We start from the raw sequence: 15,188 nt of genomic DNA, 5'->3' as shown, positions 1-15,188 counted from the left end.
CATTTTCGGAGTACCCTTAGGTGCCAATAAATCTCGGATTTCGAGTAAAAATACAACCAACTAATTTGTCGCAGGAAGAACTGGTACATAGATGTAAGAAAGGCGAACGCAAGGCCCAAGAGCTATTGTATAGGCAATACGCTGGAGTACTCTTTGGTATCTGTTTGAAGTATTCCCGCAATAAAACGGAAGCAGAGGACAACCTGCATGATAGTTTTATGACCATTTACGATAAAATTGGACAGTACGAATCCAAAGGGTCTTTTGAAGGTTGGATAAAGCGAATTACGATAAATACGGTATTGCAGAAATACAGACAGCAGGAGTATTTAAGCGTAGTCAATGAGAATATTCCAGACGAGGTAATCGTAGAGTCCAATTATGCGGATATAGGGCTTCCATCCTTATTGGGTTATATACAGGAACTGCCCAATAAATATAGGACAACCTTCAACTTGTATGTGCTGGACGGTTATAGCCATAAAGAAATCAGTCAGATGTTGGGAACCACAGTGGGCACCTCCAAGTCCAATTTGGCCCGCGCTAGACTGTTGTTGAAGGAAAAGATAGAAAGTAAACTGTCACAATCCATTATTGGGTTGGTGATTATTATAGGTAATTGTTTTTGATTCCATAGGGAATCCGTAGAAATATGAGTTTTGAAAAATGAGTAAGAAGCATTTAGACGAATTGTTCCAGGAAAGATTCAAAGGATTTGAGGAAACACCTGATGAAAAGGTCTGGTCTGCCATAGAAGCGTCTTTGGACAAAAAAAGGAAAAAGAGGATATTTCCCTTGTGGTGGCAACTGGCCGGAGTAGCGGCAGTCCTTATCGTTGGACTGCTACTGTTTAATTCGTTTAACAACGAGGTTTCTCCGGACACCCATACCATAACAGATACGGAACAAACGGATGAAACCCCTCAATTATCAAAAGACCCTATACAGACAAAAAACGAAAATGGGCGTGAAACCGAAATGAATAGAAGTGCCGAATCCAAAGATGGTTCTAACACTATAGATGAAACTTCCGTGGCGGACACGGATACTGAATTGAATGGTACTATCTCAACCAATAAAGTCGTTAATTCTGCGGACGCCCAATCCAACATTCACTCCGGCCGATCCTATAGTGAAGCCACAAAACAGGATGGCCAGCAGATTACAAAGAATACAGGTATTGCCGAGCAATCTTTGACTAAAAAGGACGGGCAAAATACGAAAGTCGCTTCGGTTTATACTACGCAATCCAACGATACTGAAGAAAATGGTACCAGCGAAGATGCTGTTAGTGGAACGGGTGAAGTAGTTTTGAGAAATGAAACTATAGTCGCCGCGGAGGAAAATGAGAACCCTGAAACCAAGGGTGTTGACGAAAAAAAATCCCTTTATGAAGAAATTCAGGCCATGGAGGAGGAAGAAAAAGTCGCGTCCAGAACATCGGGGAATAGATGGTCTGCGGGACCTAGTATCGCTCCCGTGTATTTTGATGCTATTGGAACGGGGTCTCCAGTAAGTCCCATGTTCAGTACAAATTCCAAATCCGGTAATGTCAATATGAGCTATGGGCTATCGGTAGCGTATGAAATCAGTCCAAAACTATCGGTACGTTCCGGGGTACATAAGGTGGATTATGGGTATAATACCAACGATGTGTTTTTTACATCTTCCCTTTCGGCCTTTAGCGAAAACCGCATCGCGAATATAAATTATGCGGAAACCGCTGAAAACATTGTGGTCTCGGCGAGCAACGCCACCTTGAACGTGGATAGCAAATCCTTTGACGTATCTGCTCGTTCTGCCAATAGATCCGGTGTCATGGCACAACAATTAGGCTATTTGGAAGTTCCCGTGGAGGTAAGTTATGCGTTGGTAAATAATAAATTCGGTGTACATGTGATCGGCGGGGTGAGTTCCCTGTTTCTTGTGGACAACGACGTAGATTTGACTTCTGGTAATCTTACCACCCAGATCGGGGAGGCCAACAATGTCAACGACCTTAACTTCAGTGCCAATTTTGGAATTGGTTTGGGGTATCAATTTTCACAAAGATTGAAATTGAACGTAGAGCCGGTGTTTAAGTATCAGCTAAACACTTTTTCCAATGTGGATGGTACCTTTAACCCATATACGATTGGGGTGTATAGTGGCATCAGCTTTAAGTTTTAAAAGAAAACATATCACATTGAGGAAAGTAGGTCTTGATAAATAACATTCCTAACCTCCTCCCGCAAGGTTCCCTTGTCCTCTTCGGATAAAATACCTGTTTCAAAGAACTCGTGGACCCTGGCCCTTACCAAGCCCGGCCCTCCACTAAAAAAGGTGAAGGAAAAACGCTTTTTATTGTCATGAAAGGTAATGGGTACCAAAGGTATTTTATGGGCAATGGCCATTTTAAAGGCCCCGTCCTTAAAGGTATCCAGGATGATGCTTTCGTCATCTGGCACACCGCCTTCCGGAAAAATACAGATGCTAAGGCCTTGATTAAGTCGCCGCTGTGCCCTTCTGTAGACGCCCGTCCTACTTTGGGTACTGTCGCGATCCACCATAATGCAGACTCTTTTATAAAAAAAGCCGAAAACAGGGATTTTTACCAATTCCTTTTTTCCTACGAATACAAAAGGGTTTTTGCTCACGTAAAGCATCAGCATGATATCCAACATACTGGTATGGTTGGCAACCAGCATGTAGCTTTTCCCTAGCTTCATTTTTTGGTCATAGGTGACCATTGGAGGGCATCCCATGCCATATAAGATGGGTTTCGCCCAAAGGTTTCTGGCCATCCAAAAGAATTTTGGGTACCATTCCTCCTTGGAGGCGAACAAAAGCAAGAAAGGGAAAAACAAAAATATTGGAACGGCCACAAGCACGTAAAACCAACTCCGGTAGAGCGTTTGACCAATGCGCACGAATAGTACCATGCATCAAAAATAGCGATTCTACCCTTGTTTTTTTCTATTTGTTTTACCTTTGTCGCCTTATAGAATTTAGCAAATGGCAAGAATTTTAACAGGTATCCAAAGTACCGGCACGCCCCATTTAGGAAATATCCTTGGGGCCATTATACCGGCCATAGAAATGGCGAGCGACCCAAAGAATGAATCGTTTTTGTTTATTGCAGATATGCATTCCCTTACCCAGATTAAGAATGCCGAGGTCCTGCGTGAAAATACCTATGCCATAGCCGCTGCCTGGTTGTCTTTTGGCCTAGATATCAATAAAACCGTTTTTTATAGACAGAGCGATGTTCCCCAGGTTACCGAGCTATCTTGGTACCTGAGCTGTTTTTTCCCCTATCAAAGACTTACACTGGCACATTCCTTTAAGGACAAGGCCGATAGGTTGGAGGACGTAAATGCCGGATTGTTCACGTATCCGATGCTCATGGCTGCGGATATTTTGCTGTATGACGCCCACATCGTCCCAGTTGGAAAGGACCAATTACAGCATATTGAAATGACACGGGACGTAGCGCACCGATTTCACGCGCAGTTGGGAGAGACCTTTGTGGTTCCCGAAGGAAAAGTACAGGAAGAGACCATGTACGTTCCGGGGACCGATGGTGCCAAAATGAGTAAAAGCAGGGGGAATCTTATCAATTTGTTTCAGCCCGATAAAAAACTGCGCAAACAAATAATGGGCATCCAAACCGATAGTACCCCTATGGAAGATCCAAAGGACCCAACTAGGGACAATGTGTTCGCCCTCTATAAATTAATGGCTTCCAAGTCCCAAATTGAAGAGATGACCGCGAACTATCTGGGAGGCAATTATGGATATGGGCATGCCAAACAGGCCTTGTACGAACTGCTTCTGAACAAGTTTGAGGAACCCCGGGAAAAATTCGAGTACTTTATGAACCATTTGAACGAAGTTGACGAAGCTTTAGCCTTGGGAGCCGAAAAGGCCAAAAAAGTGGCGGACGGCGTTTTGGCCAGGGTTCGGGAAAAGTTGGGGTATTAGGTCCACTTACTCCCCTCGATACATTAACAGTGCTCAGCACGGGCGGAGGAGAATTTGTTCCTTACTTTTTGTAATTGGGCCTCCCGAACTTTTAAAAGATAAAAGCACCAAAAATTTAAGTAAACCGACCAGCTGGTCGGTTTTGTGTTTTATGAAGCATTAAATTTTTTGGAATAGAACGGTAAGGCTCCGTTCTTTATCGGTGAATGGCGTAAAGCCCGTCCATTTTAATTTGGGTCCCAATGCAGACAAACCGTGTGGTCTGTAAAAATCCTACACCGCCTCGAACAATTTACCCGGCAAGGGCCGTATGACCCCTTTCATTTCCATGGAAAGTAAGGTTGCAGAGGTCTTAAAAATGGGCAATTGGCAATCGAACGCGATGCTGTCCAGCAATTGTTTTCCCTCCTGTTGTAAGTAGGAATAAATTCTTTGTTCTATTTCGTCCAGATCAATGAATAATTGCTTTTGAACGGCTTTGGCATGGGTTTCCTGGAGGTCCCAGTTCAAAAGATAGATCAAATCTGCCGCTGAGGTCAACATCTGGGCCTTTTGTTGCTTGATGAGGTTGTTGCAGCCAACGCTGTATTTATCCGTACTTCTTCCCGGAAGGGCGAACACGTCGCGGTTATAACTGTTCGCGATATCTGCTGTGACCAGACTTCCTCCTTTTTCGGCAGATTCCACCACAACGGTCGCTTCGCTCATCCCGGCGATAATCCTGTTGCGTTTTAGGAAATTTTCCCGTTCCGGAATGCTGGTGCTCCAGAATTCCGTAAAGAACCCACCATTATGCAGGACATCGGCTTGATATTTCTTGTGCACTTTTGGGTAAATCTGGTTTAGGCCATGTGCCAAACAGCCTATGGTCTGCAAGCCTTGATTAATGGCTTCGCGCTGAATGCAGATGTCCACACCGTAGGCGAACCCGCTTACGATTACGGGATTTAGCGGCATCAAATCGGCAATGAACTGTTCGCAAAAGGCGGTACCGTAACTGGTAATGTTCCGCGTCCCCACCACACTAATGATTTTTCGGCCTTCCAAATCGATATTTCCCTGCTTGAATAGAAGTATCGGGCTATCGATACAATTGCGCAGATGCCTGGGATATTCGGTATCTTCAAAATAGGCGACCTCTATTTCATTATCCAGGATAAACTGGTATTCCTTTTCGGCATCGGAATGGTTCGCGGCATCGTACAGGTGTTTTAGGGTGTAGGTGCCAATACCATCGATCTTTAATAGCTGGTTTTGTTTCTGCCTGAAAATTTCCTGCGGACTTCCGCAATGGGCAATCAATCTTTTGGCAATGACATCGCCAATATTGGGTACGTTCTGCAAGCGTAATATTGCAATCAACTCATCCGCAGTATGTTGTATAAAGCTCATTTTTTATCCACCAGGGATTACAAATATAATGTTAATAAAAAGTTATGTCCGTAATTTTGTGAAGCCCTATTTTTTTTGATATTTGCCAACGATGGTCGTAGAGCACTATATAAGCGAATTACTATATCGATACAATTGTGTGGTGGTGCCCAACTTTGGGGCCTTCCTTACACAGCATACCTCCGCGCGTATCAACGACATTACCAATACCTTTTTTGCCCCCGCCAAGTCCATATCTTTCAACGAGCAATTGATTTCGAACGACGGTCTGCTGGTTTCGTACATCGCCGAAGCTGAAAAATCCTCTTTTGAGGATATTCTGTCCAAAATAGAAACGATTACTAAACAGTGGAAAAGTACTTTGAACGCCGGGGAAAAACTGAGTCTTAAGAATATTGGCCTATTGTGGAACAATGCCGAAAACAGGATTCAGTTCCAACCTTATTACGAAGTCAATTACCTTACCTCTTCCTTTGGATTGTCATCGTTTAAGTCGATTCCCGTGACACGGGAAGTACTTAAAGAGGAGGTAGAAGCCATTGAAGAAAAGATTCCCTTTATCATTAGCCCGGAAAAAAGGGAAAAAACCCGTTTTAGGCCGTATTTGAAATATGCCGCAATTTTGTTGTTGGCCATTTCCGCCGGGTTTACGGGCTATCAGGTGTTCAACAACGGATTCCAATCCCAGCAGGTAGTTAGGGAAGATGCGAAAAAGGAAGTTGAAAGACAGATACAGGAAGCTACTTTTTTCAACACCGCTCCTTTGGAACTTCCCACGGTGAGCGTAGATGCCGTTTCCACGGCCGCCGTTAAGGTAGATGAAACCGCCAAACACCATATTGTGGCCGGAGCCTTTCGGGTCAAGGCGAATGCCGACAGAAAAATCGCTTCCCTACAGAGCAAAGGGTACAAGGCCGCATATTACGGTACCAATGCCTATGGACTTCACGTGGTTACCTATGATCGATTTACAGATCCCAAGGAGGCCCTGACCGAATTACGTCGCATCAAGCGTACCGAGTCCAAGGATGCCTGGCTGCTTTCCGAAAAATAACCGGCTTATTTTCCCTTAGAATTTTTGTTGCTCGTATCTTTGCGGAAAATTTTCGTCTATGACACCGAAAACGCCTTCAGAATCGAGAACAACCATGACCGATATGGTCCTGCCCAGTGAGACCAATGCCCTCCAGAACCTTTTTGGCGGGGAACTGTTGGCACGTATGGACCGTGCGGCAAGTATTGCCGCTGGCAGGCATAGTAGGAGGATTACGGTAACCGCCTCGGTCAACCATGTCGCCTTTAATTTGGCGGTGCCCTTGGGGAGCGTTGTTACGGTGGAAGCGGCCGTTTCACGGGCCTATACGACATCCATGGAAGTCTATATAGATGTATGGATCGAGGACCGTTACAACGGAAAGAGAACCAAGGCCAATGAGGCCATTTATACCTTTGTGGCGGTGGATGAAACCGGAAAACCTACCGAAGTACCGCCCTTACAACCGGAAACCGATCTGGAAAAGGAACGCTATGCCGGCGCACTGCGTAGAAAACAGTTGAGCTTGGTCTTGGCAGGCAAAATGAAGCCCAACGAGGCTACGGAGCTAAAGGCACTGTTTATTCAGGGGTAGCATCAAATAGCGATAGTTGTGGTTGCTGAAGGGAATTAATAGAACTGGTTTTAAGATTAGTTCTTTGTCGTCGGTAGTTTTTATTTTTTATTTAGTTTCTCGAAGTATTTTTTGCGTAATAGCTTATTGAGGTCTCTTTTTATCGTGTCAGTCTTTGAAATGAGAACAAAATAATCAAAATCCGATTCAGGTTCCTTGAACAAAGAATCTCCAACAGTTAGCTTTTCATGAATGAAAAAAGGGACCTCTTTTTCCCATTTGTTGTCAATTAATATAGGTCTTGTCCGTCCTTTAGTTCTTTCCAAGAGTAAACTCGTTATATTACCTGAATATGAGTCGTTATGGCATTTATAATACTCTTTTTCTAAATAGCTAAGAGAGTTTTGTTGAATTAGTGCAATTGAAATTATCATTAGGAAAATCGGTATAAAAACAATGGCCAGACTTTTTCTTATTGTTCTTTCCTGTTTTTCCAACTCTTTTGATTTTCTATTTTCATATTTCAAATCACCCAAACCGTTTTTATGTGTATAACTTACTTACTTATTCTTCGTTTATTTTTGATTCTCCCCAAAACCCAATAGCGTTTACTATCAGAAAAACCACCAAAGCTGGCAACACCCAACCTAGGCTATACTGTTGTAGGGGTATCCATTCGAGTATTACCCCTTTGGGGGCCAGGGGGCTTCCAATAGAGGCTAGAAAATCCGGGATACTACAAACAATGGTCGTCCACACGACCGCTTTAAATACTTTTGGAGATGCATATTTTTCGGGAAGGACGTTCAGTAAAATGAGTACAATGGTATTGGGATAGATGATCATCAAGGCCGGTAAGGCCACGGCAATAATGTAGGAAACATCGAACTGCCCCATGACAACTCCCAACAGGCACCCGGTAATGGCGGTTATGAGATAGGCTTTTTGGGAATTGTGAAATCGGGAGCGGATAAAATCCGAGGTTCCCGTAACGATGCCCACGGCCGTAGTGAAGCACGCTAAGGCCACAAGGATACTTAGAAACAGATTGCCAATGGAACCCAAGGACAAGGTGGCCATCCCGGATAAAAGTCCGGTGCGGGAGATATCGTCCTCAAAAGCATTATGTACTAGGGCACCTGAAAGGATAAGGCCAGTGTATATCAAAAACAATCCTAGTCCTGCCAGCCAACCGGCGCTACCGATCAGGGCTTTTTTTTCCGCATAGGAAGCCTGCTTTTGGTTGATGTTGATGGAAACGATGATAACCCCTCCCACCACTACGGCCCCAATGGCATCAAAGGTCTGGTAGCCTTCCAGAATGCTGTTCGTGAAAGGGTTCCCAAAAGCGGTATCCGGGAATTGGTATTCAAATGAAAACGTAATAACACCAATAATGGCAATCAGGATCAGTAGGATGGCGGGAGTTAGCAGTTTTCCCACGATGTCCAATATTTTGGAGCGGTTCATTACAAAAACGAATACTAGGGCAAAATAGAGGATGCTGGTAAGCAAGGGTGGAGTCTCAAAGAACGGGGCAATGGCCATTTCATGGGTCACGGAGGCCGTTCTGGGAGAGGGTAGGCTGATGGATATCGCATAGACCACCAAGGAATAGCCCAGGCTAAAGGCGGGCGATACCTTTTTGCCAAAGTCGAAAATAGTGCCTTGCAACCTGGCGTGGGCCAGAATTCCAAGCAAGGGAATCAACACGGCCGAAGCACAAAAACCCAGTGTAACCAACCCCCATAAATCCCCGGATTTAAAACCCAGTTGCGGGGGCAAAATGAGATTGCCCGCACCAAAAAATAGGGAGAACAGGGCAAAGGCCGTGACCCAAGTGGCCTTTGTTCGAAATGTTTTTGGAATCATGATGGGAAGATAGGCCAAAAACGGGAATCACCTTTCCAAAAAACAAGACCTATAAAATTTTAAGGTTGACCACATTTTTGGGCAGGCTCACAACAAATTATGGTTCAGGCGATTAAAAAGTCATACCTTGACAATAATTATTGAAAACAGGACGTTTTCTTAAGGCAACAAACAAAACGACATATAAAACCAGCATTGTTTCCGATTCCCCAAATCGAACCAAATGTGAACCTAAAAATCCTACGGCATGAAAAAACTTTTCTGCATCATTTTTGGACATCACTACGCAGTTTCCAAAAAAGTGACATCCCATATCAAGGAGTACAAATGTATCCACTGCAACAAAGAGGTCACCACGGACGTAAGTGGTAACTTATCTATATTAACCCCAGAATTGCAGGATATTAATAAAACCTTGGAACGTATTTACCAATATAGACACAGCGAACATCAGGTAGCCTAATCCTGAAGCGAAAATATACCCGGTTTTGGAACCTTAGTTTTCAAAACCCCACAGAATTCCTGGAAATTAAGTACGCATTTTTAATCTTACCTGTCGTATGCCCCACAACGGTTAAGGAAAGAACAGCGCTTTTTTTTCAGGATTTTTTTATTGGGATTGAAACGAATTCCAACCCTGTGCCTTCAAAGGAATCAACGTTTCCGCACGGGTTACGAGATTCGCTCCTTGCGATTTGTCCGTCATATGGCCAATGACCGTTAGGTGGGGATTTCCCTTTATTTTTGGAAAATCGGCCTGGTCAATGGTAAACAGAAGTTCATAGTCCTCACCCCCGCTCAAGGCGATCATGGTACCGTCCATCTTAAATTCCTCACAGGTAGAAATGACCGTAGGGTCCAGTGGAATTTTATTTTCGTAGAGGGCACATCCTACACCGCTATTTTTACATAAATGCAATATTTCCGAGGAAAGGCCATCGCTTATGTCGATCATGGAGGTAGGTTTTACCTTCAATTTGGCCAATAGTTCCACGATATCCTTTCGGGCCTCTGGTTTTAGTTGGCGTTCCACGATATAGGAATACGGCTCCAGATCCGGCTGGTTGTTCGGGTTTACCTTAAAGACTTCCTTCTCTCGTTCCAAAACTTGCAGTCCCATGTAGGCACCGCCCAGATCGCCGGTAACCACCAATAGGTCGTTTTCCTTGGCCCCGGAGCGGTAGGCTATGCTTTCTTTCGATGCTTCGCCAAGGGCCGTCACACTGATCAACATGCCCGTTTTGGACGAAGTGGTATCGCCACCGATCATATCCACGCCATAGGTCTCACAGGCCAATTGGATGCCAGCGTAGAATTCTTCCAAGGCTTCCAAGGGAAATCTGTTTGAGACCGCTAGGGAAACCGTAATCTGGGTTGCTTTGGCGTTCATGGCATAGATGTCGGACAGGTTTACCATGACCGATTTATATCCCAAATGTTTCAAGGGCATGTAGCTAAGGTCAAAGTGCACGCCTTCCACCAGTAAATCCGTAGAAAGCACCACTTTTTTATCCTTAAAATCAAGTACTGCGGCATCGTCGCCAACGCCTTTGATCGTTGAAGGATGTTTTATTGTAAAATGTTGGGTCAGGTGATCGATCAGGCCAAACTCGCCCAATTTTTCCAAGGAGGTTCTTTCTTTGTTCTTGTCTTCTAGCATTTTGCAAAAGTAAACAGGATATTTTATATCGTATATTTACGAATGGAATAATTTTATACCTATGAGGTTTGCACTATTGATCATTGCGATTACGGTATTGTCCGCCTGTTCCAAGGAGGACGAAGGGCCCGTGGACGGACAAGGAAACATCCAGCAGCCTGTGGAAACCTCTTTCACACCTTGCGAAAACGGATTGGCCGGGGAGTATCCTTGCAAGGGGTACGATTTGTTGGGACACATGGCCGTGGCCGATTTTAACGCTCAGGAAGCCAACGATATTTGGGGCTGGACGGATGCTTCCACAGGTAAGGAATACGCCTTGATGGGACTGGACAATGGAACCGCTTTTATCGATATTACCGATACCGAAAGCCTGGTTTATTTGGGCAAGTTGCCCACCGCTACCGTTGCAAGTCCCTGGAGGGATATCAAAGTCATGGGGAATTTCGCCTACATTGTGGCGGAAGCATCGGGGCACGGCGTACAGGTTTTTGACCTTACCAAATTGCGCGATACGGGAGGAATTCCCAAGGTGTTTGAAGCTGATGGCCGTTACACTGGTATCGGAAATGCCCATAATATCGTCATCAATGAAAATTCAGGATTTGCCTACCCTGTAGGTACGGATCGAAACGATGCCTTTAACGGAGGCGTCCACTTTCTGGACCTTACAACCCCAACGGAGCCCTTGGCTGCCGGAGGCTGGGGGACGAATGGCTATACCCATGATGCCCAGGTGGTTACCTATAACGGTCCAGATACCGATTACTCCGGTGCGGAACTATTTGTTGGGGCCAATGAGACGCAGATTGTGTTGGTTGATATAACGGACAAAGGGAATCCCGTGGAAATCGCTACGCTTCCCTATCCGAATATCGGCTATACCCACCAGGGCTGGTTTACGGAAGACCAGCGTTATTTTATTTTGGGCGATGAGCTGGATGAGATCAATTCGGGTTTTAGGTCCCGCACCTTGATTTTTGACATGTCGGACCTGGACAATCCCGTGTTGCATGATACATATCTGGGACCAACAAGTGCCATTGACCATAACGGTTATGTGATGGGGGATGAATTCTTTTTGGCCAACTACACGGCCGGGGTGCGGGTTTTGGATATTTCAGATGTGGATGCCAGAAATATTTCAGAGGTGGGTTTCTTTGACACTTATCCTCTGGACGATGAAACTAAATTTGACGGGGTTTGGAGTGTATACCCCTACTTTGAAAGCGGTAAAATTGTGGTAAGCGATATCAGTAATGGCTTTTTCGTTATCAAAAAATCCGAGTAGTCTATGTCCAGATACCTTTGGTACATAGGTGCCCTTTTGATTTTTTCCTGTTCCACGGATCTGGGCAACGAACCGTTGTCCGTATCTGAAAGCAATTTTGAGGGGAAAGTGGAATACATTAAAAATTTTGGCGGAAGTGGCGAGGATACCGGTCAGGCCATCATACAGACTTCCGATGGTGGTTATGCCATTTTGGGCTTTACCAATAGCGTGGATGGCGGTATTTTGGACAAGGAATTGGAGGTAAACGATTATTGGCTTTTGAAGTTGGATGCCAATGGAAACCTGCAATGGAACAAGACCTATGGCGGTTCCAAGGATGACCGGGGCCAAAGCTTGGTCCAGACTTTTGATGGAGGCTTTGCCCTCACCGGATACGCCATGAGCGATGACGGGGACGGTTCCGTAAACAAGGGTTTTCATGATAATTGGATTTTGAAGCTCAATGCTTCGGGTGAAGTTGAATGGGAAAAAAGTTTCGGATTTTCGGGGCATGACCATTCCTACGATATTCTACAAACCGCTGATGGAGGCTTCTTTTTTACCGGTTTTTTGGATATCACTTCCGCCCGGGCGGATGGAAATACCGAAAAGTTCAATACCCTTACCCGTCATGGTGTGGGCGAGTTCTGGGGTACCAAAATTGATGATAAAGGCTCGTTGCAATGGCGGGGATACTTTGGGGGCACCAACAATGATAGGTCCCACGCGGTTGTGCCTTCGGAGGATGGCGGATTTGTAATGGCCGGTTTTTCTGAAAGTGATGATTTTGACATCAGCAGTACCCGGGGGAGTTATGATTTTTGGCTGGTGAAGGTGGACGCTTTGGGGAATTTTGTTTGGGAACGCTCTTTTGGGGGAACGGGTATAGAAATTTCCTATGACATTGCCAATACCATGGATGGGGGCTATGTAGTTGCCGGGAATACCTTTAGTACCGATGGCGACATTGGAGAGAATAAAGGCGAATCAGATATTTGGTTGGTCAAGGTCGATGCTTCAGGAAAACTGGTTTGGGAACGTACCTACGGCGGCAGCGGTTTTGATGCGGCGCAGGCCGTAATTGCCAGTAAGGATGGAGGTTATTATGTATTGGGCAACTCCAAAAGCACCGATCAGGACGCGACGGAAAACGCAGGGGAGAACGATATTTGGCTTATCAAGACCGATGGGTCCGGTAATTTGGTTTGGCAAAAATCCTTTGGAGGGTCCAGTATCGATTTTGGTTTCGATTTGGTAGAAAGTGCGGACGGGAGCATTGTGTTGGTGGGGGAGACCATCAGTCCGGATTTTCTTGAAATTTCCAACAAGGGAAAATCGGATTTGGTCCTTGTCAAACTTCGATAATCCAGGACCTTGAACACATAGAGAATACCTATAGTTTTATACGTTATAATAATGTTATGCTCTATTGTAAATAGGTGGCAATGAAGTATATTTGTAGACTATTTATAATTAATCCATTTTAAGATATGATACAAGTATCGGAAACGGCAAAAAAGAAGGTGATTACCCTCATGGAAGAAGAGGGTTTTGACGCTTCTAAGGATTTTGTTAGGGTGGGTGTGAAGAGCGGTGGCTGCAGTGGACTGTCCTACGAGCTCAATTTTGACAACAAAATGGATGAAACGGACAAGGTTTTTGAGGATAACGATGTCCGTATCATTGTGGACAAAAAGAGTTTCCTATATTTAGTGGGTACAACCTTGGAATACTCCGGGGGTCTCAATGGTAAGGGCTTCGTCTTTAACAACCCCAATGCGCAACGTACCTGCGGTTGTGGCGAAAGCTTTTCACTGTGATTTGAAAATTTGATAATTAGCCAATTGAATGAATTTTCAAATTGGCAAATTGAAAGGATATGGCATATACTGAAGAAGAATTAAAAAAGGAACTTGAAACCAAGGAATACGAATATGGTTTCTATACGGATATAGAATCGGATACCCTTCCCGTGGGTCTTAATGAGGAAATTATTATTGCGATTTCCAAAAAGAAGGACGAGCCGGACTGGATGACCCAATGGCGTTTGGACGCCTATAGGGCATGGCTAGAGATGGAGGAGCCGGAATGGGCGAACGTCCGTTATAAAAAACCTGATTTCCAAGCTATTTCCTACTATTCGGCCCCCAACAAAAAGCCTAAATACAATAGTTTGGACGAGGTAGATCCAGAGTTGTTGGAAACCTTCAAAAAGTTGGGGATTTCCATTGACGAACAGAAGAAATTGGCCGGTGTGGCTGTGGATATCGTGATGGATTCCGTATCCGTAGCGACAACCTTCAAAAAGACCTTGGCCGAAAAAGGTATAATTTTTTGCTCCATTTCAGAAGCGATACAAGAGCATCCAGAATTGGTCAAGAAGTACATGGGAACCGTGGTTCCAAAGAAAGATAATTTCTACGCCGCTTTGAATTCTGCCGTGTTTTCGGATGGTAGCTTTTGTTATATCCCCAAAGGGGTTAAATGCCCCATGGAACTTTCCACCTATTTCAGGATCAATCAAGCCGGTACGGGTCAGTTCGAAAGGACTTTGGTCATCGCCGATGAGGGAAGTTATGTTAGTTATCTGGAAGGTTGTACCGCGCCATCAAGGGATGAAAATCAATTGCACGCGGCCGTGGTGGAGCTTATCGCTTTGGACAACGCCGAAATTAAATACTCAACGGTACAAAACTGGTTCCCTGGAGACAAGGAAGGTAAGGGGGGTGTTTTCAACTTCGTTACAAAACGAGGACTTTGCGAGAAGAACGCCAAGATTTCCTGGACCCAAGTGGAAACGGGGTCGGCAGTTACTTGGAAATATCCATCCTGTGTATTGAAAGGGGATAACTCCATAGGGGAATTTTATTCCATTGCGGTCACCAACAACTTTCAACAGGCGGATACAGGTACCAAAATGGTCCATTTGGGCAAGAATACTAAGAGTACCATCATTTCCAAAGGGATTTCCGCAGGTAAATCACAGAATAGTTATAGAGGTCTGGTACAGATCAACAGCCGTGCGGACAATGCTCGGAATTTTTCGCAGTGCGATTCCCTGTTGATGGGCAACGAGTGTGGGGCACATACGTTCCCCTACATCGAGGCGAAGAACAAGTCGGCCCAAATTGAGCATGAGGCAACCACTAGTAAAATTGGGGAAGACCAGATTTTTTATTGTAACCAAAGGGGAATCGATACGGAAAAGGCAATTGCCCTGATTGTAAACGGATTCAGTAAGGAAGTTCTTAACAAATTACCTATGGAGTTTGCGGTAGAGGCACAAAAATTATTGGAAATAAGTTTGGAAGGTTCCGTTGGTTAGAATCGTACGCATTCCATCCATTCCGACTTTTCTGCGATGGAATAAGTCTATTTAATAGATGTGTACAGTTTATTTGAAATCGAATTGAACAATAGA

At 44.6% G+C, this 15,188-nt stretch carries 15 protein-coding genes; 10 read left to right on the top strand and 5 right to left on the bottom strand.

The window, feature by feature from the left end; all coding sequences use genetic code 11:
- Positions 1-65: 65 nt before the first annotated feature.
- Positions 66-629, top strand: coding sequence for an RNA polymerase sigma factor (locus tag FEK29_RS01100; RefSeq protein WP_138256562.1), 564 nt, complete (start codon positions 66-68; stop codon positions 627-629).
- A 37-nt stretch (positions 630-666) separates the two neighbouring features.
- Positions 667-2,169 carry a RodZ family helix-turn-helix domain-containing protein gene (locus FEK29_RS01095; RefSeq protein ID WP_138256561.1) on the top strand — a complete coding sequence of 501 codons (1,503 nt, stop codon included), beginning with the start codon at positions 667-669 and terminating at the stop codon, positions 2,167-2,169.
- Between the two features lie 11 nt (positions 2,170-2,180).
- Here the strand turns inward: FEK29_RS01095 and FEK29_RS01090 are convergent, their stop codons facing one another.
- The gene (locus FEK29_RS01090; RefSeq protein WP_138256560.1) at positions 2,181-2,921 is read right to left on the bottom strand and encodes a lysophospholipid acyltransferase family protein; all 741 of its coding nucleotides are present in this window, start codon (positions 2,919-2,921) and stop codon (positions 2,181-2,183) included.
- A gap of 73 nt (positions 2,922-2,994) precedes the next feature.
- Here FEK29_RS01090 and trpS point away from each other — a divergent pair, with 73 nt between their 5' ends.
- On the top strand, positions 2,995-3,963 hold the full coding sequence (gene trpS, locus FEK29_RS01085) for a tryptophan--tRNA ligase (protein WP_138256559.1): 969 nt from the start codon (positions 2,995-2,997) through the stop codon (positions 3,961-3,963).
- A gap of 273 nt (positions 3,964-4,236) precedes the next feature.
- On the opposite strand, the gene dprA is transcribed toward trpS, so the two are convergent.
- Positions 4,237-5,355: a DNA-processing protein DprA gene (gene dprA / locus FEK29_RS01080; RefSeq protein WP_138256558.1), complete on the bottom strand. Its 1,119-nt coding sequence runs from the start codon at positions 5,353-5,355 to the stop codon at positions 4,237-4,239.
- A 91-nt stretch (positions 5,356-5,446) separates the two neighbouring features.
- Here dprA and FEK29_RS01075 point away from each other — a divergent pair, with 91 nt between their 5' ends.
- Both FEK29_RS01075 and FEK29_RS01070 read left to right on the top strand, forming a co-directional pair.
- A complete protein-coding gene (locus FEK29_RS01075; protein WP_138256557.1) occupies positions 5,447-6,409 on the top strand; it encodes an HU domain-containing protein in 963 nt (320 codons plus the stop codon).
- Between the two features lie 58 nt (positions 6,410-6,467).
- Positions 6,468-6,983 carry an acyl-CoA thioesterase gene (locus FEK29_RS01070; protein ID WP_138256556.1) on the top strand — a complete coding sequence of 172 codons (516 nt, stop codon included), beginning with the start codon at positions 6,468-6,470 and terminating at the stop codon, positions 6,981-6,983.
- 80 nt (positions 6,984-7,063) lie between these two features.
- On the opposite strand, the gene FEK29_RS01065 is transcribed toward FEK29_RS01070, so the two are convergent.
- Entirely contained in the window at positions 7,064-7,489 is a 426-nt protein-coding gene (locus FEK29_RS01065) for a hypothetical protein (protein WP_138256555.1), read from the bottom strand.
- 37 nt (positions 7,490-7,526) lie between these two features.
- Positions 7,527-8,834 (bottom strand): branched-chain amino acid transport system II carrier protein, encoded by a 1,308-nt coding sequence (brnQ, locus tag FEK29_RS01060; protein ID WP_138256554.1) that lies wholly within the window; start codon positions 8,832-8,834, stop codon positions 7,527-7,529.
- Between the two features lie 247 nt (positions 8,835-9,081).
- Here brnQ and FEK29_RS01055 point away from each other — a divergent pair, with 247 nt between their 5' ends.
- On the top strand, positions 9,082-9,297 hold the full coding sequence (locus FEK29_RS01055) for a hypothetical protein (protein WP_138256553.1): 216 nt from the start codon (positions 9,082-9,084) through the stop codon (positions 9,295-9,297).
- A gap of 147 nt (positions 9,298-9,444) precedes the next feature.
- Here the strand turns inward: FEK29_RS01055 and thiL are convergent, their stop codons facing one another.
- A complete protein-coding gene (thiL, locus tag FEK29_RS01050; RefSeq protein WP_138256552.1) occupies positions 9,445-10,494 on the bottom strand; it encodes a thiamine-phosphate kinase in 1,050 nt (349 codons plus the stop codon).
- A 61-nt stretch (positions 10,495-10,555) separates the two neighbouring features.
- Here thiL and FEK29_RS01045 point away from each other — a divergent pair, with 61 nt between their 5' ends.
- From FEK29_RS01045 to sufB, 4 genes are all read left to right on the top strand, one after another.
- Positions 10,556-11,785, top strand: coding sequence for a choice-of-anchor B family protein (locus FEK29_RS01045; protein WP_138256551.1), 1,230 nt, complete (start codon positions 10,556-10,558; stop codon positions 11,783-11,785).
- A gap of 3 nt (positions 11,786-11,788) precedes the next feature.
- Positions 11,789-13,132: a hypothetical protein gene (locus tag FEK29_RS01040; RefSeq protein WP_138256550.1), complete on the top strand. Its 1,344-nt coding sequence runs from the start codon at positions 11,789-11,791 to the stop codon at positions 13,130-13,132.
- 125 nt (positions 13,133-13,257) lie between these two features.
- Positions 13,258-13,587 carry a HesB/IscA family protein gene (locus tag FEK29_RS01035; RefSeq protein ID WP_138256549.1) on the top strand — a complete coding sequence of 110 codons (330 nt, stop codon included), beginning with the start codon at positions 13,258-13,260 and terminating at the stop codon, positions 13,585-13,587.
- Between the two features lie 59 nt (positions 13,588-13,646).
- Positions 13,647-15,092, top strand: coding sequence for a Fe-S cluster assembly protein SufB (gene sufB, locus FEK29_RS01030; protein WP_138256548.1), 1,446 nt, complete (start codon positions 13,647-13,649; stop codon positions 15,090-15,092).
- The last annotated feature ends 96 nt before the right edge of the window (positions 15,093-15,188 follow it).

Origin of the sequence: Maribacter aurantiacus (assembly GCF_005780245.1) — a bacterium.
Classification (GTDB): Bacteria; Bacteroidota; Bacteroidia; order Flavobacteriales; family Flavobacteriaceae; genus Maribacter; species Maribacter flavus.
Note: the sequence above shows the minus strand (reverse complement) of the source record. Positions and strands in the feature narration are given on the sequence as shown.

Coding starts and splice junctions, on each gene's coding strand:
- FEK29_RS01090 (WP_138256560.1), bottom strand. CDS start 2,921: ATGGTACTATTCGTGCGCATTGGTCAAACGCTCTACCGGAGTTGGTTT.
- FEK29_RS01095 (WP_138256561.1), top strand. CDS start 667: ATGAGTAAGAAGCATTTAGACGAATTGTTCCAGGAAAGATTCAAAGGA.
- dprA (WP_138256558.1), bottom strand. CDS start 5,355: ATGAGCTTTATACAACATACTGCGGATGAGTTGATTGCAATATTACGC.
- thiL (WP_138256552.1), bottom strand. CDS start 10,494: ATGCTAGAAGACAAGAACAAAGAAAGAACCTCCTTGGAAAAATTGGGC.
- FEK29_RS01045 (WP_138256551.1), top strand. CDS start 10,556: ATGAGGTTTGCACTATTGATCATTGCGATTACGGTATTGTCCGCCTGT.
- FEK29_RS01040 (WP_138256550.1), top strand. CDS start 11,789: ATGTCCAGATACCTTTGGTACATAGGTGCCCTTTTGATTTTTTCCTGT.
- FEK29_RS01055 (WP_138256553.1), top strand. CDS start 9,082: ATGAAAAAACTTTTCTGCATCATTTTTGGACATCACTACGCAGTTTCC.
- brnQ (WP_138256554.1), bottom strand. CDS start 8,834: ATGATTCCAAAAACATTTCGAACAAAGGCCACTTGGGTCACGGCCTTT.
- FEK29_RS01035 (WP_138256549.1), top strand. CDS start 13,258: ATGATACAAGTATCGGAAACGGCAAAAAAGAAGGTGATTACCCTCATG.
- trpS (WP_138256559.1), top strand. CDS start 2,995: ATGGCAAGAATTTTAACAGGTATCCAAAGTACCGGCACGCCCCATTTA.
- FEK29_RS01075 (WP_138256557.1), top strand. CDS start 5,447: ATGGTCGTAGAGCACTATATAAGCGAATTACTATATCGATACAATTGT.
- sufB (WP_138256548.1), top strand. CDS start 13,647: ATGGCATATACTGAAGAAGAATTAAAAAAGGAACTTGAAACCAAGGAA.
- FEK29_RS01070 (WP_138256556.1), top strand. CDS start 6,468: ATGACACCGAAAACGCCTTCAGAATCGAGAACAACCATGACCGATATG.